Genomic DNA, 19875 nt, shown 5'->3' on the forward strand with positions numbered 1-19875 from the left:
CCAAACACTGCAAATCTATGCAATTGGATTGTTATGTTAAAACCGTGCCCGTAACACGGTTTTTGTTCACCGGTCGCCCCGGAAGGCGACAGGCAGCACCGCCTCAGGGCCGTTGCCGCTGTAATAAAGTCATCAGGGTTATGAAGCTAACCACCTTACTGCTCACACTATTCTGCATCAATGTATCTGCCGGCGTATCTGCGCAACAGCTCACCGTGTCGGTAAAAAACAAACCGCTCGAAAGCATCTTTGCGCTGATAGAGCAACAAAGCCACTACACCTTTGTATACCGCGACGAATGGCTGGCAGGTACCAAACCGGTCAACCTGGACATCTCCCGCGGCACTATCGACCAGGTGATGAAAGCGGCGCTCAGCCAGCAACCTCTCTCCTACGAGATCATCGACAACACCGTGATCGTGACCCGTAAAGTCACGCCCGGCAACCCCGAGCCGGCTGCCGTGGCGAACAAGATCACCGGCCGCGTGACCGATGAAAAAGGGAACCCGCTGGCCTATGTCAGCGTCGGTATCAAAGGCACGCAGCGGGGCGCGCACACCGACGAAAACGGGGCCTTTACACTGGAAGTCCGTGAAACAGACGTACTCGTGTTCTCCCTCGTCGGCTACACACCCCGTGAAATCGTCGCAGGCAACCAAACCACCCTGCAGGTAGCGCTCACACAGGCCATCAGTGACCTTAACCAGGTGGTGGTGGTAGGCTACGGTACCCAGAAGAAAGTCAACATCACCGGCTCCGTCGCCGCCGTAAAAGGGCAGGAAATAGCCAAATCGCCCGTCACCAATGTCAGCAACGCTCTCGCCGGCAGGCTCCCCGGTATCCGCGCGGTACAGAACAGCGGCGAACCCGGCAAAGACGGCTCCCGCATCGATATCAGGGGCTTCGGCACAGCCCTCGTCATCGTGGACGGTGTACCCTCCACCTTCGAACAACTCGACCCCTCTGAAATAGAAAGCATCTCCATCCTTAAAGACGCCTCAGCAGCGGTATACGGCATCAAAGCCGCCAACGGCGTAGTGTTGGTCACCACCAAAAGAGGAAACATGTCCAGGTCGAAAATCACTTACAACACCTACTTCGGCCTCCAGAGCAATACGCGCTATCCCCGCTATGTCAACGCCGCCGAATTCGCGGAACTGACAGATGAATCGCAGCTCAACCAGGGCCTCGCACCGGTATACGGCGCCGACAAAGTGCAGAAATACCGCGAAGGGCAGCCCGGCTACGAAAGCACCGACTGGTACAACGCCGCCATCCGTAAAAACACACCGCAACAGTACCATAACGTAAACGTCACCGGCGGCACAGAATCTACCCGCTACTTCTTCTCCCTCGGGTACCTCAACCAGCAGGGCATGTGGAAAAGCGGCGACACCCGTTTCAACCGCTACAACTTCCGCAGCAACATCAGCACTAAAATCAACAAACGGCTCACAGCAGAACTCAACCTCGGCGGCCGCCTCGAAAATCGCCACTACCCCGCCGCTGAAAGCGTCACGCTGATGGACCAGGTGCAACGCGCCTATCCTACCTACCCGCTGTATGCCAACGGCAACCCGGACTATTACGCTGTGACAAACTTCAGCCATAACGTGCTGGCTTCCATGAACAGTGACTACTCAGGATATTCCGCACAGCAATACAAATACCTGAGCGGCATCGCGTCCCTTACCTACGACGTTCCCTTCGTGGACGGCCTGACTGCAAAAGCGCTCTATTCCTACCAGTCTGGTACCGCCAACAACAAAAAATGGGTGAAACAATTCAGCCTCTATAACTATAACGCCGCTACGAATAAATACGATGTGGGCTATATCGGCAACGCACCCACCAACCTGAGACAGGATGAAGTACAGGAAGAAAACACCCTGATGCAGCTGTCACTTAACTATACCAAAACGGTAGCGCGCGACCATCACCTCAAAGGCCTGCTCCTGTTTGAACAAAGACAAACGATCGGCAGCCAGTTTGAAGCCTACCGCGAGTTTATGCTCGACGCACTGGACCAGCTCTTCGCCGGCGCCAATACCAATAAAAACAACAACGGTAAAGCCAGCGAAGCCGCTTACATGGGTTATGTAGGAAGGGTAAACTATGACTACAAAGACCGCTACCTGCTGGAACTCGGCTTCCGCTACGACGGCTCCTACAAACTGGCGCCCGACCACAGGTGGGGTTTCTTCCCCACCGTGTCCGCCGGATGGAGAATGAGCGATGAAACATTCTTCCGCAATATGGCCCGCCTGGTCAACAACCTCAAGATCAGAGGCTCCTGGGGCCAGATGGGCGACGACGGTTCCGCCGATCCTTTCCAATACCTCACCGGCTACCGCTATCCGGATGGCGGCTATATCTTCGGCAAAAACATCGTGGGCGGACTCACGCCTTCCGGCCTGCCTAACCCGCTCATCACCTGGTTCAACGCCACCACCGCCAATATCGGATTTGAAGCGGGCTTCCTGCAGAACATGTTCACCGTTGAACTGGACTTCTTCTCCCGCAAACGTACCGGCCTGTTTGCTCAGCGGGTGCTTTCCCTCCCCGGCACCTACGGCGCCGGCCTCCCGGCTGAAAACCTGAACAGCGACCGTACGCAGGGTTTCGAGCTTGTGCTGGGCTACAATAAAAAAATCGGTGACGTGGTACTTAACGTATCTCCCAATATCACCTGGACGCGTACACGTAATCTGTACCAGGAACGCGCCAGCTCCACCAACGCATTCGCCAACTGGAAAGACAATAACAACGACAGATGGAGCAACATGATCTGGGGTTACAACGCCATCGGGCAGTTCCGGAGCCAGGAAGAAATTGCCGGCTGGGCTATCCAGGACCGCAAAGGCAATACCACCCTCAAGCCAGGCGATCTCAAATATGAAGATCTCAACGGCGACGGCATCATCGACGGCAACGACCGCAAGGTAATCGGGCGCGGCAACACGCCGGAATTATTCTACGGCCTCAATCTTGCCGCCACCTGGAAAGGCTTCAGCCTCTCCATGCTGTTCCAGGGCGCCGCCAACTATAATATACTGATAGACGGCGCCATGAGAGACCCTTTCAGCAACGGCGCCAATGCTTTTGCTTACTTCACCGACCGCTGGCACCGTAGAGACCCGTACAACCCGCAGAGCGAATGGGTGCCGGGCAAATACCCTTCTACCGTCACCAACGGCCTGGACAACAACAAAGGCGTATCCTCCTTCTGGCTGAAAGACGCATCCTACCTGCGGTTAAAAACCGTGGAACTGGGCTACTCCCTGCCTAAACCGATGCTGTCTAAAGCCGGTATCGAACAGGTGCGGTTCTATTTCTCTGCACAGAACCTGCTCACGTTCGACAACCTGAAATTTATTGACCCGGAAATGCCCACCAACGACGACACGAATGCGGCCGGTAACGGCAAGTACTATCCGCAGCAACGTGTACTCACCCTGGGCATGAACCTGCAATTCTGATCCACTTAACTATTCGTCATGAGAAAAATACATCAACATATATCCTTTGCGCTGTTGCTTACCCTGTCAGCTTCCTGCAACAAAGATTTCCTGGAAAGAAAAGCACAGGACATCATCTCCGATGATGCCGCCTATGGTTCCGTATCCGGCGTACAGGCGCTGACCGCCAACCTCTACAGCAGGATGCAAACCGAAGCCTTTGACTACTGGGTGGAAGGAAACCAGGCCGCGTTCCCCAGCCAGGCCAGCGATGAAGCAGTACGTTCCTACAGCTGGGGCGCCACCCTTGATCCCATCCTCGGCGATGAAATGTTTGCCTGGTGGCAGTACAACTACGTAAGAAACGTCAACGATTTCATCGAAAAAATCCCCAACGCCAATATCTCCGGAGAACAGAAAGCCGGCTTCCTCGCTGAAGCCCGCTTCGTCAGGGCGTTCTACTATTTCTCCCTCGTAAAACGCTACGGCGGCGTACCCCTGATCACCAACGTACAGCACTACAACGGCAATATCGAAGCGCTGAAAGTGCCGCGTAACAAGGAACAGGAAGTATATGACTTTATCGCCTCCGAGCTGGACGCCATCACCGACCAGCTGCCGGAAGCCCATAACACCGATAACCTCTACCGCGCCACCCGCTACGCTGCCCTCGCCTTAAAATGCCGGGCAATGTTATATGCCGCCTCCATTGCGAAATACGGCTCCGTGCAACTGGGCGGCGTGGTAGGCATCGCCGCTAACGCCGACGGCTATTGGCAGAAAGCCTACGACGCCGCACAGAAAATCATCAGCTCCGGAAAATTCCAGCTGTATAACGGCAATGGTGATAAAACCGCCAACTTCCAGCAACTGTTCTTAACCGGCGCTGACATGGACAAAAACAAAGAAGTCATCTTTGTGAAGACGTACCAGTCGCCCGACCTGGCGCATGGCTTCGACTTCTACAACGCGCCGCAGAGTTTTAAAGTTGATTACGGCTGCGCTACCAATCCCACGCTGGAACTGGTAGAGAGCTTCGAATACACCGATGGCACACCGGGCAAACTGAAAATAAATGACGCCGCCGGTAACCCTATCCTTTATAATAACACCGCCGACCTGTTTAAAGATAAAGATCCCCGCTTCCTCGCCAGCATCCTGTATCCGGGCGCACCCTGGCAGGGCGGCGTTGTGGAACTAAGAAGAGGCGTAACAGACAACGGTGTGCAGTTCACCGCCGCCAACCTGACAGACACCTATGGCAGCGGAGCTAACAGCATACCACGCGTTGGCAAAGACGGTCCGCTGCTCAGTGGCGATCCAACCAAAACAGGCTTCTATGTAAAAAAATTCATGGACCCGGTCAACCGGCTGGCAGATGGGCGCTCTACCACACCGTGGATCGTGTTCCGTTATGGCGAAGTACTGCTGAACTACGCCGAAGCCGCTATTGAGCTGGGCAAAACAGCCGATGCGCTGAACGCTGTCAACCAGCTGCGCGACCGTGCGGGCATCAAAACGCTCAACAGCGTCACCCGCGACCAGGTACGCCACGAACGCCAGGTAGAGATGGCCTTCGAAAATCACAGATGGTGGGACATCTGCCGCTGGCGCATCGCTACTGATCTGCTGAACAATACACAGTTCCATGCGCTCTATCCCTGGCTCATGTGGGAAAACGGGAAATCACCCGCCGATATGAAATACTCCTTCCAGATAGTGCCGGCGCCTAAAAACACCCGCACCTTCCTTTCCCGCATGTACTATCAGCGTATCCCCACCGGCGAGATCGATAAGAACAGCAACCTCGTACAAAACCCGGGCTTCTAACCAAAACAAAAGTAACAATATATGAAACAACATATCATCAACAGCTGTATGGCACTCCTGCTGGGCAGCACAGTGCTCACCGGCTGCAGGAAAGACAATTACGCCGCGCCCGACGCCGGCATTCAGGGCCGGCTCACCGATGTTAAAACCAATGAAGCCGTGCCCGTGCAAGCTTTTAACGGCGCCGTGATCCGCTATTACCAGGTAGGGTACAGCAGCAGCAATCCTAATCCTGTTAATACTGCCGTACACCCTGACGGCTCTTACGCCAACAATCTGCTCTTTACCGGGAAGTACCGTATCGTGGCAGAAGGGCCATTCTATTACAGGGATACACTGGTAGTGGATATTGCCGCCAATACCCAAAAAGACATCCCGGTGACGCCGTTCCTGAAAGTCACAGCAACCACCGGCAATGTCACCAACAACAGCGTAACGGTAAAGTACAGCGTTAAACACAACGGCAATACGCAGAAGATATCAAGGCTGGCGGCCATCATCGGTACGACCGGAGGCATTGACGTCAACAGCTATACGCTGAATGACATACAGGATGTGCAGAATATACCCGATGCCACCGTGGAAGCCACTACGTACGAGAAAACGTTCACCGGCCTCAAAGCCGGTACAGTGTATTATATCAGGGCTGCCGCCCGCATCGGCGGCGCGGACAATCCTGCCGGATATTACAACTATACGCCCGTTATTAAAATAACAACGTCGAAATAAAAGCATCGCTACCCCAATGCGCTCCGTAGAGGCAGGTCAGCAGTGATCCACATCATCCACGGCACGCTGCCGCTCTATGTAATTATAAAGGGCTGGCCAAAAGTAAACTTTTGGTACAGCCCTTTTCCATGGATCGCCGTCAAAAAATTTCGGGCCTGTGTCTATTCATTCACCCACAGGGTCCAGTTGTTGTCGAATTTGTACCACTTCCCATCGGATCCTTCCCATTTCCATTCAGGCACTTCTGACCACGAGTTGCCGTCAGTGCTCCACACCAGCTTATGTTCGTGTATCTTGAGCCATTTGCCCTCTTTGTCAGTCCAGGCCCCCTCCCTGGCAGCTGCCCATTTTTTTCCGTCCGCGCTCCACCAGAGGCCACCTTTTTTGTCAAGCTTATACCAGAGCGTTTTACCGTCCTTCATCGCCGGCCAGGTAGCGGTGGCAGATTTGGTCCAGTCGCGCACAACCACAGGATGTATATCGCTCCGTGAAACGGACGTCATGCCTGCTGCGAACTGCATCGATATTGGCAGACATACGGCCAACAGGATAAATGCTTTTTTCATAACTATTCAGATAAATGTGAGAAATGATGGTTTATACGATAAAAGGTTTTACGATCGCCAATACCTGCGCTGCAGTGAGGGGTTCGTCAAAACTTTCACTGGCAGCATTGGCGCTTACAAATTTGGTAATATCGACGCCCGCCTGGTCCGTCAGTTCTTCGCCGTTATAACTGGCCTGCACGGCCGCTCCTATTCCTCCCGTGTCTTTACCGGTGATCCATGGTTTCAGGTTAGCGCCTCTCGCCTTCCGCATCTGGCGGATGTGGGAGGCATGCCTGGCCTCTACGGAATGAATCTGCAACGCAGCGGTAAGCACGGCGTTATTGCTGATCAGCTCCGCGGCCCTTCCTTTATATGCCCTTACGCCGGTGTCTTCAAATGTCTGGGCCACTGCCAGAAAGGTGTCGTAGTTGGTAAATATGTTCGCGAATGCTCCGCCGGCGGTAAAGTCGAAAACAGGCTTGGACACCGGCGTAGCGCCCATGGCGGTGAGGGTATTTTTAAGAAAAACCACATGAGCGTTCTCATGATCGCGGATAGTATTGATAGCGCCTACCGCCGGCGTTCCGGCAGGCACCACACCTGAAGCCGCTCCTTTTGTATAAAATTCCGCTTCGAGATATTCGAGGGTGAGGGCGTAATTGAGTACGGCTGTTATACCGCTTCCGGAAGACTGGCCGTATGCTTTATTAAACATGCTGCCCAACGCAAAAGGCACCGCCGCCAGCGCCAGCCTGCCGCCCCAGCGGGTAAACTGCCGCATCGCAGCCCGGCGGGAGTCAAAACGGTCGTAAACCTCAGGATCAAACCGTTCTATTTCCGAGATAATATTTTGTATGTTCATGACTTTATTTTTTTGAGATAAAGCAGGCATTATACCGTAGGTAAATTCCCTGCGTACAACACTGATTTCAAAAATGGTTTCGCTGCCATCAGCACCTCTGCAGGTTTACTGGCCAGGTCCAGGCCACTGGCATTAACGACGGTACTATCCGCAAAAGACCCGTTACTGATCAGGTCACGGATGAGGGCAGCATGCCTGGCTTCCACCGACACTATTTTACCTGCCAGCAACAGGTAGGCCGGGTCAGTTATTAACTGCCCGGCCCCGTTATAGGCAGATACACCGAGATCTTCAAACGCTTTGGCAGTGCCCAGTACACTGTCCCTGCTTCCAAAATTGACCGTAGAGAAATTTACTTCGAGACTAACGATGGCTTTAGCTCCCAGGGCTGCTTTAAAAAACTCCCGGTGTGCAACTTCATGGTCCCGGATATCAGTCAGCAGCGCAAGTTCACCGGCAGTTATCCCTGAATAGGGGCTTGCCACCACCTGTGTGTAAAAAGCGGCTTCCAGCTGTTCCAATGCAAAGGCATAGTTGAGAATGCCAACATCTCCCGTCCCAAGGTCAATACTACCCGCGGGCGGCATGTTGTTTTCGTCCTTATCTTTTTTGCAGGCTGCCAGTGTAGCTGCCGACGCCGCCAGGCCAACATAGGCCAGGAATTTCCTCCTGCCGAGCTTATCAGGCAATAGGCGGTCATTATTGCCCTCAGGGGGCAAAACCGGATGTAAGTTTTCCATAAGAAAAAAATTAGAAAGCTTTATGAAATAAACAGCACTTAATCAGGATGACTAACTATCAGAACTATAACCACGTTTTCAGATACGGGATATTTCCATTAAAGGTTTGACTTGTAATTTTTTTTTGAAAGAAAATTTCGTTTAGGCTTTCACTTTACCCAGCACTACCATTTGATCTAAAGTGGGAGCTGCATTTCCTCCGGCTTTTTCGAGGGTAATCGCAAATGCCTGCGCCTGCTGAACAGGGGTGAGCATGCACAGACCGGTGCAGTTTTGGTTCAACAGTCCGGCGGATACTGGTTTTCCATCGACGATCGCCCACAACTGGTATTGTTTTCCCGGCGCCGGTGCAGGCAGCCGGCCGGCAGTCAGGTACACTTGTTTTGTTTGTGTGTTCCAGTAGAGTGTTGCCTGATAGTCTTCCCGGCCGGCGACACCGTCCAGCGGCACTTTTAACGTTCCGGGTGCGGTAATAAACCGCAGGTCCTGCTCAAGAACGGCCAGCTTTGCCTGGAAGGCCTTGTTGTCTGCGGCCATCATGTCGATGCCGGATTGAAGCTGTACGAAATCCCGGCTGGCTTTCCGATAACTGCTGTACAGGTATACGTTCAGCAGGCCGCTGGCGGCGAGTAACAGTAATAATATTGCTGCGGCGTACTTAAACAGGCTCTCCCGGCGATAACGTACATCAGGCAGTTTCGCCGGTTGAAATTCATGTTCCAGGCGGACAAGCAGCCGGGCTTTCAGCGCCTCCGGGGCCGGTATGGCATACTGGTCAGATGTTTCGCGGAGCCACTGCTCACAACCGGCAACGGCTGTCGCTATTTCAGGATAGGTCTGGCTTAAACGCTGCAGCTCATCCGCTTCCTGCGGAGTAGCTAAGCCTAAGACATAGCTCTCAATGATGCCGCTTTCTATGTATGCCTTGATATCCACGTTATCGCTTTATCTTTTTTTTCAGTTGTAAAATAGCAGCCCGGATTCTTGTTTTGACGGTGTTTACAGGGATGTTGATCAACCGGGCGATTTCTTCCTGCGTATAACCCTGGAAGTAAGATAATTCCAATACCGCCTTATGTTCGTCTTTAAGTGTATGTACAATTTTGCGTAAGCCAAGCTCATCGGAAGGAAGTATGCTATGGTCTGCCAATTGTTGACTGCCTTCGGTCAATTCGCTGTTCCGCAGGCTGTTTTGCCAGCTTTTGCTTCGCACGTGATCGATGGCCGCCGTTCTTGCGATGGTAAACATCCAGGTGTACAACCTGCCCCTTGCCGGGTCATAGTGATCAATCTGTCGCCATATTTTAATGAACACCTCCTGTAAGAGGTCCGTTGCGGTGTGTTCTTCCGGGATGATGTTGCGGATGACGCCGTTCAATGCAGCGGCATAATGGTCGTACAGGTAGTTAAACGCCTCCTCCCTGCGTGATTTCAACGCAGTAATCAGCTCTTGCTCGGTATATGTTGGTAGCTCCTTCAATACGGTGATCCACTCAGATGGTATTAGATACGGGATGCTTTTTGAAAAGGTTTTACCTCTTCCGTAATTTTTCGCAAAAAAAAGCCGGCCCTGAAGGCCAGCCCGGTCACACACTGATATATTTAAAATCAAATAAGACGTTTTACCCGGAACATCCCGTCTATCCTGTGTTCCCGGTATATCACCCGATCCCCTTCCGGTTTTTGGGAGCTGGCCCTGTCAAGACGGAACGTACCAGTGATATACTGCCCAACGCCGCCGACGCCGCTCACTTCGAGATAACCGGGGCTGGGCAGCGTTGTCTGGCCAACCTGGTAATAACCCAGGAAAACATGGCTACCGGTCCGCTGCATTTGGAAATACCTGGTGTCTGACCAGGGCCAGCGCCCCTCTTGCTCGCCCAGCCAGGTAACGCTGCATTCCGGATAAGACCCTTCCCACGGCAGGCCGCCGATACGGTTCACCCCATTGGTACTGCTGCCTGTAGCAGCGCCCAGCACTTCCCAGGGGCCGCCGTCCACTTTCAGGGCGATACCTTCCGGCATCACGAATATGTGGGCCAGCACAAGGCCTATACCACCGTTTTTCAACCTGATCCGCACGCTGGCGGTAGAAGGATTCGTTACGGGGATCGCCGCCGGCGCCTGGTACACCGCATGGCTGCCGTCCGGCAGTAACTGTCCAGGGCCCGCCAATTCCCACTTTTCAATGTATTTTAATGGCAGATCGTTTTTAGGGGTACTGATATAAGTCTCCTCGCCTTCCCTGGTGAGTGGGTACAACAAGTCGTCCATGTCAGCATTAAAATAGCTTTTGACAGACAGTTTCACGGTACTGCCCGGATCAGTAAACCGTAAACCCGGTTCTATAAAAACAGCTTCAAAGAAGCTCCAGTCACTGAAGTGCGTAGTTTTCACAGTGACCGTTTTCTTTTCCTTGTCCAGCTGCACACCGCCAATGGCCTTCCACTTCCCCTGGCTGTCCTGGTAGGCAATACCCAGCGCTTCCACGAAAGTTCGCTCCAGGTCACTGTTGTCATAATGTATCGTGATGGTGGCCGGCCTGGCCAGTGTTTGATGCGGCGTGATACGGAACGCCTTCCCCAATCCTGCGATATTGGTATTGGTGATGGGTTGTATGGTGAAGGAGGTTGCGACCTGAAGGGCGCCGGCGGGTATGTTGACAGAAATGCGGTTGTCTGCTGTCGTCAGTGTACCGCCGGCGGCCCCGATCTCTTTAGTGACCGGCGTTCCGTCAATGACGCCAACGGGTGTCACTACGCCGTTATTATCAGTAATAGGACCGGGAACCGGTTGCGGGTCAATTTTCTCTTTTCCCCGGCAGCCAGCCAGGGCTACGGTCAACAGAGCGACCTTCCAAAAATGTTTCATATGCAGCAATTAACGTCAGGGGTATTTGATTGACGGCGCAAAATTACCCTGTGCTGCTGTGGAAGGCATCAGTAGTAGTACGTAGAAAAAAAATTACGTTATTTCCTGTCGAGATCTGTAATCAGCAATGGATTATCGGCGCGCAGGCGCTGCAACAGCTTTTCGCATTCTCCTATGGTAGGGTTTTGCATCAGCGACTCGTATTCTTTAGTTGTAATGCCCACCATCTGCAGGAAAGTGACCTCGCCGTGCGGCGTGGTGATCGTTCCCAGCTCCGGATCTTTTATAAAAGCAAGGGCCGTAATATCTGTTTCGTATTCCAGCCTGATAGGGCCATTGGCCGGGATAAAATGAAACTCTTCAAACCACTTGCCGGAACTGAATACATACTTGGCGATGTTCTGCAGTAAGTTACAGGCCCAGGCAGGATCTTCTGTCTCTGTGACTTTCTTTAGCCTGAACGTGAGCTCAAAACCGAACTTACTGAACTCTCCGCCCGCAGCCTCTTCATCATAATAAAGCTCAGAAAAACCGTAGGTCACAAAATGCAGATGATCGGCCTGTTGCCTGCTCTCATAAACGCTGATACCATCCAGCGGGTTATCGCCACCCAGTGCATAATATAAACCGGGGGCGTAATGCCTGGGCTCCTGCCCCGGGTAAAGCTTTTCCATGGCGCCGTCGATACAGTCCCATCCTACTGCGTCCTGCTCGTCAAATTGCTGTTTGTATTGTTCAATGTCCATACGGTTAATAATTAGGGTATTACATTACGCTGTCACTGTTGCAAACGAAGCCAGGTTCCTTTCAATATACTGTCTGAAGCGGGACACCTCTGCGTCCATGATATCATAAAAAGCTTCATCGAGCGGTTCAAATGCCGTGAACTCTTTATAAAGCGCGGAAAACGCTTCGAGCTCGCGGTCCTGTTCCAGGAACGTTTTATGCTCCGTATAAATGGCTTCAGCCTTTATCAGCAGGGCTGCTGTCTCATTCATCGACCATCTTCTAAGGTCTTCTATAAAGGCGCCATCAAAGACAAACTGCCCGTAGCCGTTGTGGATCAACTGCAGAAAGCCGCCGTTGGTAACCTGTCCATATAGCGCATCGTAGATCAGCAGAGTATGCTGATCGTCGGTCAGCTGGTCAAGGACCGTTTCTTCGTCCTCCGCTTCCTCAATGGCGTCCTGGTAAGGTTCAAGCACCGCATAGATAAACTCCCAATCGTCGCTGCCGGCAACGGCTATTACGTCCTTACTGATAGTAGGTAAAAACTCCATGTTTAGATTTTTATCTTGTTGATTCGTCTTCTTCGTCATATGCGGACCTTACCCATTCGTCTCCGATAAACTTCCTGTCGGCAAACTCTCCGCATGGAAGGTCAAACAGTGCGTTCAGCGTGTCGTCCAATGCCACCACATCCCGCAGGCAAAGCAACACGGCCCCTTCTTCTGCACGTGCCAATTCCTCCTCCGTCGTTACGTTCATAAACTCTGCGGTCAGGAACTGCCAGTACCCGTCATGCTCATGCACAACGCGCAATACAGGCAACAGTCCTTCCACAAAGCCTTTGGTGCTGAACACGCCCAGCGACGCGGGTTCACGGAACTTAAACACGGTGGGTTCTTTCATGTTTGTTTAATATTCAAGTTTCACATCGTCGATCACCAGCTCCTCACAGTTCAGCGTCATAAAGGCGCTGCCATAATCGCCGGTCACCTGGTCGTTCATCGTCTCCAGTACAGCAGATTTAAATACGATCTTCCGGCCGGGGAGCTTTCCGAAAGCATCTGTGACCGTTATCTCCCCGTCCAGGCCTTTCTTGTTTTTCATGAAAGCCTGCAACACCGGGATGTTCTGCTTCTCAAAATCGGCCGACAGGTAGTGGCCCCGGGGAGATTCGGTCTGCGCCGGCTTGCCGTTAACAGTGTCCTGCGGTGCGTTCAACGCCCTGTTGTAAGAAACCGTAAAAGACCTGATCAGAGCGGCCACCTGGCCGTTGTTCGTTTTCACCGTCAGTTCAATCCTGATGCGTTTTTCTTCCGATTGCTGTGCATGGACTGTTTCCACGGAAAGATAAAGAAAAGTCAATGCAAAAAACCAAAACTTCATTTTCATAATGTAAATATTTCTTTAACAAGATTAGAAATTTACACACAGGCATACCGGTTGTAATTGGTGTTTGCGCACTTCCGGTTGTTATTTGGCAGCATATGTCCAACATCCGGAAAACAGGCCGCCAGCAAGGACGGAGAATACTTTCAGTATATTTTGCCAGTCATGCAACAATCAATATCTTAGCCGTCATTTCATCTATATGGTTGTAAAAGGGCGCATAAAAAAATATGGCTGCAGTATCCTGTTTTGTATGCTGATATCCGGTGGGGTCCGGGCACAGGGAATCTCCGCAACAGAAAAATCAGCCCGGGAAGGCTATGCCAAACGGTTCACGGATTCTACTGCCAGCATACGGATACAGCTGGAGGCCCTCCACCTGGCGGAAGAACAAAAGAACAAAGCCGATCAGGCTATTTGCGGGGCCTACCTGGCAATGACGCACCGGCGGCTGCTGCACCTGAAAGAATTTACCCGCTACGCCGAGCTGTCCCACCTGGCGGCAGACGCCACTACCGACAACAGGGCCAAAGCATATGCTGCCTGGGCCATGGGATCGCTCAGGTCGTATATAGATGACAAATCCAAAGCTCTCGACTACCTGCTGGAGGCCTACGGCCTGTTCACCCAGCTCGAAGCATATGACTTATGCGCTAAAATCGGCGCCGATATCTCCTATCTCTTCTCCCCGGGATCGGAAGAAAAGGTAAAAAAGTATGCGGATGCCGCACTGGCCTATGCAGAAAAATCAGGTGAACCGGAAAACATACTACACGCAAGACTAGCTGTGGGCAGTTATCTCTTGGACCGTACCGCTTCCGGCGATCGTGGCCAGTGGCAGGAAGCGGTCACCTTTTTCAGGGAAACCACCGAACTGGCAGAAAAAGAAGACACAAAAATCATCAGCAAGAGCAATATCGGTATCGCCTATATTAACCTGGCCGTACTCTATCTGAATGGCCCCAAACCAACAGATGAACAAGCCTTTCTTTCCTGCCTCGAGAAAGCCTCTGCCATCAGCCAGCGGTATGAGCTGAAGAATGTATACAGGAGCGCTATCGGCCTGCGCGGACAGTTCTTCCTGGAAAAAGGAGAATACCGGATCGCGGAAAACCTGTTCAAAACGGGGATCGCCTACCAGCAGGCACTCCCCTACAAAGACAACTACCTGCTGGCAGCCTTCTACGGGTCCCTGAAAGAGCTGGCCGCCCGGGAAAAGGATTATGCGGCATATTACGCTTATGATGTTCCTTTTCTCCGCTATAATCAGCTGAAATACGACGAATCCACGCAACAAATGCTGCAAAACGCGGATGCCAGGTTTGAGTCAGATAAAAAGGCAACCCGGATCACACAACTGGAACAGGAAAACCATCTCCAGAAAAAAAATAAACTGCTGGGGTATGGTATCGCCGCTGTATTGCTGACAGGACTGGTGTTTATGTACCGCTCCTACTATTACCGCCAACGCTACTTCCAGAACAGGGAAGACATCCTTCAGCAGCAGCAGGCCAACAACGAACTCCGGATGCAGCTCATGGAAAAGGAAACACTGGAAAACCTGGCCGACAAGCTGTCGCTCGAAAGAAGGTTGCTCCAGTCCCAGATGGACCCCCACTTTATCTTTAATGCGCTGGGAAATATCCAGGGAATGATCCTGAAGCAGGACACAGCGCTGGCAGTGTCCTATCTCTCCAAATTCGCCCGGCTGAGCAGGCGCATGCTCGAACATTCCCGCATGGAAAAAATCACATTGGAAGACGAGATAGCAACATTGAAAAACTATATCGAATTACAACAACTGCGACTGAATAATAGCTTCGATTACCATATCGACAATCAAGCGTCGACGGCATTGCAACTGCCTCCTTTACTGATACAACCGTTCGTGGAAAACGCCATTGAACACGGCCTAAAGCCACTGGCAGATACGCAGTACGGACTATTGACCGTCCGGTTCAACGAACAAAGCGACGATCATATCCTCGTGTGCACCATCACCGATAACGGTATCGGGCTTACGGAGTCCAGGCGTCGTAAAACCGATGACTCACATCAGTCACTATCGACAAAAATTACAGATGAACGCCTGTTGCTGATGTTGAAAGACAATCCGCACACCCGGCTGGAAGTCAGGGAACAGCCAGCGACGGACGGACAAGGCACTATCGTAACATTATACATTCCTATAATATAAAATAATGTACAGGACCGTTATCATAGAAGACGAATACCACCTGCGGGAGGCGCTCTCCATCCTACTGGAAATGGTGGCGCCGGAACAGGTGCAGGTTGTCGGTTACGCCGAACGAACCGACGAAGCCGTCAAACTCATCGACCGGCTCAAGCCCGATCTGGTATTTATGGACATCATGCTGAAAGAAGGAACAGGCTTCGACGTACTACACCAGGTAACCCACAAGGCATTCCACCTGGTATTCACCACCGCCTATGAGGAACATGCCATCCGTGCCTTTAAGTTCAGCGCTATCGACTACCTGTTGAAGCCCATCGATGCGGAAGAACTGAAGACCGTGCTGGAGCGGATAACGGCCCTGCAGGGACGGTTCGTGGCGGAAAAGCAGCTGAGTGAACTGGACAGCAGCCTGGAAAAAACACCCCGAAGGCTGGTACTGCCCACACAGGAAGCCATGCACGTCGTGAAAATAGACCAGATCGTCCGTTGTGAAACCTCCGGCTCCTACACCACCTTTCACCTCATACAGGGGAAAAAGATCATCGTCTCCAAACCACTGAAAAATTATGAAGACATCCTGCTGCCACCGGAATTCTTCCGGATACACCAGTCCCACCTGATCAACACCAATTATATCAACAGCTATTCCAGGGAAGGACTGGTACAAATGGAAGACGGTAACGAGGTCCCCATTTCACGGGTCAACAAAGAAGCGTTCTTCAAACTGATGAAAGACGGATAATGACAAATACAAAGCCAAAGCTGCCAAACATCCGTCCGCAGCTCTCCCGTTTGCTGCCATGGCTACCTTTGACAGCAAATGATCAAACTATGAACAACAAAACCATTTCTATCCTGAGTTATGTGACGATTATCGGCTGGATCGTCGCCTATGTAAAAAGCAAAGACCTCTCCCCCAGGAGCGACCTGGTCGTTTATCACCTTAAACAGGGCCTGGGCTTCTTCATACTGTCTGTGCTCATCAATGTTATCCTTTCTGTGACGGTGAGCATTGTTCCTTCGCTTGGTTTCCTTACCTATATCGGGCTTGTACTGCTGATCCTCTGGATATTCGGCATTATTAACGCTGTTAATGAACAAAAGAAACCCATTCCGGTAGTAGGAAAAATGTTCGAGGATAAGTTTGCCTTTCTCCACTAACGCCCCCGGCTTTTCTCCATTGGTTATACAAGGGCGCCGTTATCAGGTTAAATAACCTTATAGCAGCGCCCTTCTCCCTTGTGCGTACCTTTTATAGAAGTTGTTTTCTATGTCATGCAGCCATTTCACCCGCTGTTCGTGACTTCTGGACTTCACTGATGTAAAACTCATCCAGTGAAGATTTTTGTATCCCATTGTTTTGAAAACGCTCCTCAGCATTACCTTGCGGATTAAATTACCGATGAGCAGGGAATACAGTATTTTCGGCTTGTTCATCGTGGTAATGATGGTCACGCTTTTCAGGCTGCTGAGGAGGGGCACCAATCCAAAACCTCTTGGATGATGATCATATACCACTCCCGGAGACAACACCCGGTCGATAAATCCTTTTGTCGTTGCCGGCATGATGTCCCACCAGATCGGGAAAATAAAAATCAGATGGTCCGCTTTTTTCACCCTTTCACTGTAGTCGATTACCTGCGGATCAACGGGCCGGTGTGCGATAAACGCCTTCAGATCGGCCTCCGACATCACGGGGTTAAATCCGTCTTTATCAAGATGTATCAGGTCCACCTCATGACGGGCTTTTTGCAGGCTTTTTGTTACCGCGTTCAGAATGGCGTTGCAGAAGCTTCCCTCGTAGGGATGATTGTATACGATGACTGTTCTCATTTTATATTGTTTAATGACAATACAAAATTGAGCCGCGCTCCGGCCTTCGTACGATAACAATTGTAAAGAAATGAATTTACCGCCTGTTGCGTATCCTGCTTAGTGAAACGGACGTAATGCCCAGATAGGAAGCAATATAATGTTGCGGAACACGCTGTACAATATGAGGGTACTGCATAATCAACTCCCGGTAGCGTTCCTGGGGACTGTTTTTAAGGTAAGAATAAAAAAGCAGCTGAGAGTCAAGTAGTCTGCTGAACAGATGCTCTTCCAGTTCCCTCCTTAATTCAGGCGAGTTTTCGATCGTATCGTGAAAATCTCTTTGAGAGATGGTCTGTAAAATGCAGGGCTCCAGGCTTTCAATACTATATAAACTCGGCCGGTTCGTCCGGAAACTCTCGATCGAGGAAACACTGTCGCCTTCAAAGAAGAACTGCGTGGTAATCTCTTTACCGTCATTGTTTACCCAGGTCCGCAGGCACCCCTTTTCAATGAAGAACATGGTCCTCGACACCTGCCCTTCCCTTAAAAGAGTTGTCTTCGCAGGCACTTCCTGCTGTTTAAAATGATGGCGGAATTTTTCCCACTTACTGTTCATTATTGACGTCGCTTTAGCGGCAGTTCTTAGCCAGCGGGTAAAATTATAAAATAATCAACTACCCGTCACTATGGATGCGCCCGCCTCTTACCCTTTCAGAATAAAAAACAGAAAAAAAATTGCGTAGTCAAATAACTACACATATATTTGTAGTCAAATAGCTACACAATGAATTTAAGAAGAGATGTATTCCAGGCCATCGCCGACCCGACAAGGAGAGCCATACTCGTATTGGTAGCCACCCACGCCATGACGGCCGGCGCCATTGCGGCCAATTTTGACACCGCCAGGCCAACCGTTTCCAAGCACCTGGCAATACTCACCGAATGTGAGCTGCTGCGGCAGGAACAGAACGGCAGAGAAATTTATTATCATCTAAACCCTCAGAAAATGAAAGAGATAGCAGACTTCATTGAACCTTTTCGTAAGATGTGGGATGATAGATTTAACAAGCTGGAAGCAGTCATGAAAAAATATCAAACCAAAAAATAACAGCATAATATGGAACTTAAAACTAAAGTTCACGCCGAAGAAGGCAAACAGGAACTGATCGTCACACGGGAATTTGACCTGCCCCTGGAATTACTTTTCAGAGCCTATACGGAACCGGAAATCGTGGAAGAATGGATGGGGACCAAAGTGCTGAAACTGGAAAATAAAAAGCACGGCAGCTGGCAATTTGAGACTACCGACCCTATGGGCAACAAACACGGCTTCAGCGGCACTATCCATGACTTCGTTCCCGAAACCAGCATCGTCCGGACATTTGAAATGGAGAATAGCGGTTTCGGCGTACAACTGGAATTCCTGGAATTTGAAAAACTCACAGAAGACACGAGCAAACTCCGGATGCACATCCTCTACAAAACACTGGAAGAAAGAACACAATATCTGAAGATCGGCATGGCCCGCGGCATGGGACAAGCACACAACCGTCTTGAGAAAGTAGCCATCAAATTCAAAAAATAATATATCATGTCAAAGAGAAACAAAATCATCTACTGGATCGCCACCCTCTGGCTCTCCCTGGGTATGATCTCCACCGCCCTTGTACAACTGTTGCAAATGAAAGCCGAAACTGATTTCATGACCCGCCTGGGGTACCCCGCCTATGCGCTGAAAATACTGGGCGTCTGGAAAATATTAGGGGTGATCGCCATCCTGGTACCAAGATTCCCCCTGGTGAAGGAATGGGCTTATGCCGGCTTTTTCTTTATGATGTCGGGAGCGTTCTGCTCACACCTCATCTCCGGCGACGCCATGAAAGACACCTTCCCTTCTCTGTTGCTGCTGGTGCTCACCTTAGTATCCTGGTACTTCCGCCCGGCTGACAGAAAGATCGCAGCCGTCTGATTCACCTGAATACGCCTTTGACACTACAACTGATACCAGACATCCTTCCATCACAACAAGCCGGCTACCATAAATAAATCCGTCACCGGGGTACCGTCTCCGTTGGCAGAAGCTTTCCGCTGCTCATGAATCACACGGAAGCCGTGTGATTCCAGGGTCTGACGCAACCAGGCGCCCTCATGAAAATACTGATAGTAGTCGTCACCGGTACTGGACTTGCGCCAGCCTGATTTCGTATAGTCATCTTCCATGGTACTGAGGTACAACACGCCTCCCCGCCGCAATATGCCCGCGGCATCGCGGACGAGCCTGGCAAGCGCGTCCCGGGAGAGGTACGGCAGCAGGAAACCCGCCATGATGCCATCATACCGCTCCGGCAGCGAAGCGATGTCGGCACAGTCCAGCAGCTGAAACGTGACGCCGGGATTGTTCTTACGGGCCAGCTCCAGCATAGCGGGCGCCAGGTCGGTACCCAGTATCCGGAAATCCGGCCGCCGGTGCAACAGGTACTGCGTAATATTACCGGGACCGCAGGCCAGCTCCAGGATGCTCGCCTGTTGCCGCGGGATGTTCGCGCAAAACACATCCAGCGTATCGTGGTACTGCTGCGTGTCCATAAACTTTTCTTCGTAGAGCCGGGCATTTTTGCCAAACAGTTCCACGACCAAGGCAGTCTTGTCATCCATGGAAATGGTATTTCCATAAAGATAAAAAAAAGCTACCAGCAAACGCTGGTAGCTT

The 19875-nt window shown here is 51.4% G+C and carries 22 protein-coding genes; 9 read left to right on the plus strand and 13 right to left on the minus strand.

The window, feature by feature from the left end:
* The first annotated feature begins 140 nt into the window (after positions 1-140).
* The 3 genes from HF324_RS18815 to HF324_RS18825 are packed head-to-tail and all read left to right on the plus strand — an operon-like array spanning position 141 to position 6017.
* Positions 141-3479 (plus strand): TonB-dependent receptor, encoded by a 3339-nt coding sequence (locus HF324_RS18815; protein WP_168860518.1) that lies wholly within the window; start codon positions 141-143, stop codon positions 3477-3479.
* 18 nt (positions 3480-3497) lie between these two features.
* Positions 3498-5288: a RagB/SusD family nutrient uptake outer membrane protein gene (locus HF324_RS18820; protein ID WP_168860519.1), complete on the plus strand. Its 1791-nt coding sequence runs from the start codon at positions 3498-3500 to the stop codon at positions 5286-5288.
* 21 nt (positions 5289-5309) lie between these two features.
* On the plus strand, positions 5310-6017 hold the full coding sequence (locus tag HF324_RS18825; protein ID WP_168803955.1) for a DUF3823 domain-containing protein: 708 nt from the start codon (positions 5310-5312) through the stop codon (positions 6015-6017).
* A 161-nt stretch (positions 6018-6178) separates the two neighbouring features.
* Here the strand turns inward: HF324_RS18825 and HF324_RS18830 are convergent, their stop codons facing one another.
* From HF324_RS18830 to HF324_RS18875, 10 genes are all read right to left on the minus strand, one after another.
* Complete coding sequence (locus HF324_RS18830) at positions 6179-6583, minus strand: hypothetical protein (RefSeq protein WP_168860520.1); 405 nt, start codon at positions 6581-6583, stop codon at positions 6179-6181.
* Between the two features lie 31 nt (positions 6584-6614).
* A complete protein-coding gene (locus HF324_RS18835; protein ID WP_168803957.1) occupies positions 6615-7427 on the minus strand; it encodes a ferritin-like domain-containing protein in 813 nt (270 codons plus the stop codon).
* Between the two features lie 29 nt (positions 7428-7456).
* Positions 7457-8167 (minus strand): ferritin-like domain-containing protein, encoded by a 711-nt coding sequence (locus HF324_RS18840; protein WP_168803958.1) that lies wholly within the window; start codon positions 8165-8167, stop codon positions 7457-7459.
* A gap of 141 nt (positions 8168-8308) precedes the next feature.
* Positions 8309-9103, minus strand: a complete 795-nt coding sequence (locus HF324_RS18845; protein ID WP_168860521.1) for an anti-sigma factor — start codon at positions 9101-9103, stop codon at positions 8309-8311.
* Position 9104: 1 nt separating this feature from the next.
* Positions 9105-9602 carry an RNA polymerase sigma factor gene (locus HF324_RS18850; protein ID WP_168803960.1) on the minus strand — a complete coding sequence of 166 codons (498 nt, stop codon included), beginning with the start codon at positions 9600-9602 and terminating at the stop codon, positions 9105-9107.
* 173 nt (positions 9603-9775) lie between these two features.
* The gene (locus HF324_RS18855) at positions 9776-11038 is read right to left on the minus strand and encodes a hypothetical protein (RefSeq protein ID WP_168860522.1); all 1263 of its coding nucleotides are present in this window, start codon (positions 11036-11038) and stop codon (positions 9776-9778) included.
* Positions 11039-11136: 98 nt separating this feature from the next.
* A complete protein-coding gene (locus HF324_RS18860; protein WP_168803962.1) occupies positions 11137-11784 on the minus strand; it encodes a suppressor of fused domain protein in 648 nt (215 codons plus the stop codon).
* Between the two features lie 24 nt (positions 11785-11808).
* Entirely contained in the window at positions 11809-12318 is a 510-nt protein-coding gene (locus HF324_RS18865) for a DMP19 family protein (RefSeq protein ID WP_168860523.1), read from the minus strand.
* A gap of 10 nt (positions 12319-12328) precedes the next feature.
* The gene (locus tag HF324_RS18870; protein ID WP_168803964.1) at positions 12329-12670 is read right to left on the minus strand and encodes a hypothetical protein; all 342 of its coding nucleotides are present in this window, start codon (positions 12668-12670) and stop codon (positions 12329-12331) included.
* A gap of 6 nt (positions 12671-12676) precedes the next feature.
* Positions 12677-13156: a hypothetical protein gene (locus tag HF324_RS18875; RefSeq protein ID WP_168803965.1), complete on the minus strand. Its 480-nt coding sequence runs from the start codon at positions 13154-13156 to the stop codon at positions 12677-12679.
* Positions 13157-13406: 250 nt separating this feature from the next.
* On the opposite strand from HF324_RS18875, the gene HF324_RS18880 reads away from it, so the two are divergent.
* The 3 genes from HF324_RS18880 (at position 13407) to HF324_RS18890 (ending at position 16511) form a co-directional block, all read left to right on the plus strand.
* Positions 13407-15350: a sensor histidine kinase gene (locus HF324_RS18880; RefSeq protein ID WP_220100773.1), complete on the plus strand. Its 1944-nt coding sequence runs from the start codon at positions 13407-13409 to the stop codon at positions 15348-15350.
* 4 nt (positions 15351-15354) lie between these two features.
* The gene (locus HF324_RS18885) at positions 15355-16092 is read left to right on the plus strand and encodes a LytR/AlgR family response regulator transcription factor (protein WP_168803967.1); all 738 of its coding nucleotides are present in this window, start codon (positions 15355-15357) and stop codon (positions 16090-16092) included.
* 89 nt (positions 16093-16181) lie between these two features.
* Positions 16182-16511 carry a DUF4870 domain-containing protein gene (locus HF324_RS18890; RefSeq protein WP_168803968.1) on the plus strand — a complete coding sequence of 110 codons (330 nt, stop codon included), beginning with the start codon at positions 16182-16184 and terminating at the stop codon, positions 16509-16511.
* Between the two features lie 57 nt (positions 16512-16568).
* Here the strand turns inward: HF324_RS18890 and HF324_RS18895 are convergent, their stop codons facing one another.
* Both HF324_RS18895 and HF324_RS18900 read right to left on the minus strand, forming a co-directional pair.
* Positions 16569-17183 (minus strand): NAD(P)H-dependent oxidoreductase, encoded by a 615-nt coding sequence (locus HF324_RS18895; RefSeq protein ID WP_168803969.1) that lies wholly within the window; start codon positions 17181-17183, stop codon positions 16569-16571.
* 76 nt (positions 17184-17259) lie between these two features.
* Positions 17260-17781 (minus strand): Crp/Fnr family transcriptional regulator, encoded by a 522-nt coding sequence (locus HF324_RS18900; RefSeq protein ID WP_168803970.1) that lies wholly within the window; start codon positions 17779-17781, stop codon positions 17260-17262.
* Positions 17782-17949: 168 nt separating this feature from the next.
* Between HF324_RS18900 and HF324_RS18905 the strand changes: the two genes are divergently transcribed.
* From HF324_RS18905 to HF324_RS18915, 3 genes are read left to right on the plus strand one after another with little or no spacing between them, the layout of a single operon-like run.
* Positions 17950-18273: an ArsR/SmtB family transcription factor gene (locus tag HF324_RS18905; RefSeq protein WP_168803971.1), complete on the plus strand. Its 324-nt coding sequence runs from the start codon at positions 17950-17952 to the stop codon at positions 18271-18273.
* Between the two features lie 9 nt (positions 18274-18282).
* Positions 18283-18750: an SRPBCC domain-containing protein gene (locus HF324_RS18910; RefSeq protein WP_168860525.1), complete on the plus strand. Its 468-nt coding sequence runs from the start codon at positions 18283-18285 to the stop codon at positions 18748-18750.
* A 6-nt stretch (positions 18751-18756) separates the two neighbouring features.
* A complete protein-coding gene (locus HF324_RS18915; RefSeq protein WP_168860526.1) occupies positions 18757-19134 on the plus strand; it encodes a DoxX family protein in 378 nt (125 codons plus the stop codon).
* Positions 19135-19184: 50 nt separating this feature from the next.
* Here the strand turns inward: HF324_RS18915 and HF324_RS18920 are convergent, their stop codons facing one another.
* Entirely contained in the window at positions 19185-19820 is a 636-nt protein-coding gene (locus tag HF324_RS18920) for a class I SAM-dependent DNA methyltransferase (protein ID WP_168860527.1), read from the minus strand.
* Between the last annotated feature and the right edge of the window lie 55 nt (positions 19821-19875).

This window comes from Chitinophaga oryzae, assembly GCF_012516375.2.
GTDB lineage: Bacteria > Bacteroidota > Bacteroidia > Chitinophagales > Chitinophagaceae > Chitinophaga > Chitinophaga oryzae.

Bases quoted from the DNA above. Each gene is read 5' to 3' on its own strand.
- HF324_RS18815 (WP_168860518.1), top strand. From the start codon at position 141: ATGAAGCTAACCACCTTACTGCTCACACTATTCTGCATCAATGTATCT.
- HF324_RS18820 (WP_168860519.1), top strand. From the start codon at position 3,498: ATGAGAAAAATACATCAACATATATCCTTTGCGCTGTTGCTTACCCTG.
- HF324_RS18825 (WP_168803955.1), top strand. From the start codon at position 5,310: ATGAAACAACATATCATCAACAGCTGTATGGCACTCCTGCTGGGCAGC.
- HF324_RS18830 (WP_168860520.1), bottom strand. From the start codon at position 6,583: ATGAAAAAAGCATTTATCCTGTTGGCCGTATGTCTGCCAATATCGATG.
- HF324_RS18835 (WP_168803957.1), bottom strand. From the start codon at position 7,427: ATGAACATACAAAATATTATCTCGGAAATAGAACGGTTTGATCCTGAG.
- HF324_RS18840 (WP_168803958.1), bottom strand. From the start codon at position 8,167: ATGGAAAACTTACATCCGGTTTTGCCCCCTGAGGGCAATAATGACCGC.
- HF324_RS18855 (WP_168860522.1), bottom strand. From the start codon at position 11,038: ATGAAACATTTTTGGAAGGTCGCTCTGTTGACCGTAGCCCTGGCTGGC.
- HF324_RS18860 (WP_168803962.1), bottom strand. From the start codon at position 11,784: ATGGACATTGAACAATACAAACAGCAATTTGACGAGCAGGACGCAGTA.
- HF324_RS18865 (WP_168860523.1), bottom strand. From the start codon at position 12,318: ATGGAGTTTTTACCTACTATCAGTAAGGACGTAATAGCCGTTGCCGGC.
- HF324_RS18870 (WP_168803964.1), bottom strand. From the start codon at position 12,670: ATGAAAGAACCCACCGTGTTTAAGTTCCGTGAACCCGCGTCGCTGGGC.
- HF324_RS18875 (WP_168803965.1), bottom strand. From the start codon at position 13,156: ATGAAAATGAAGTTTTGGTTTTTTGCATTGACTTTTCTTTATCTTTCC.
- HF324_RS18880 (WP_220100773.1), top strand. From the start codon at position 13,407: ATGCTGATATCCGGTGGGGTCCGGGCACAGGGAATCTCCGCAACAGAA.
- HF324_RS18885 (WP_168803967.1), top strand. From the start codon at position 15,355: ATGTACAGGACCGTTATCATAGAAGACGAATACCACCTGCGGGAGGCG.
- HF324_RS18890 (WP_168803968.1), top strand. From the start codon at position 16,182: ATGAACAACAAAACCATTTCTATCCTGAGTTATGTGACGATTATCGGC.
- HF324_RS18895 (WP_168803969.1), bottom strand. From the start codon at position 17,183: ATGAGAACAGTCATCGTATACAATCATCCCTACGAGGGAAGCTTCTGC.
- HF324_RS18900 (WP_168803970.1), bottom strand. From the start codon at position 17,781: ATGAACAGTAAGTGGGAAAAATTCCGCCATCATTTTAAACAGCAGGAA.
- HF324_RS18905 (WP_168803971.1), top strand. From the start codon at position 17,950: ATGAATTTAAGAAGAGATGTATTCCAGGCCATCGCCGACCCGACAAGG.
- HF324_RS18910 (WP_168860525.1), top strand. From the start codon at position 18,283: ATGGAACTTAAAACTAAAGTTCACGCCGAAGAAGGCAAACAGGAACTG.
- HF324_RS18915 (WP_168860526.1), top strand. From the start codon at position 18,757: ATGTCAAAGAGAAACAAAATCATCTACTGGATCGCCACCCTCTGGCTC.
- HF324_RS18920 (WP_168860527.1), bottom strand. From the start codon at position 19,820: ATGGATGACAAGACTGCCTTGGTCGTGGAACTGTTTGGCAAAAATGCC.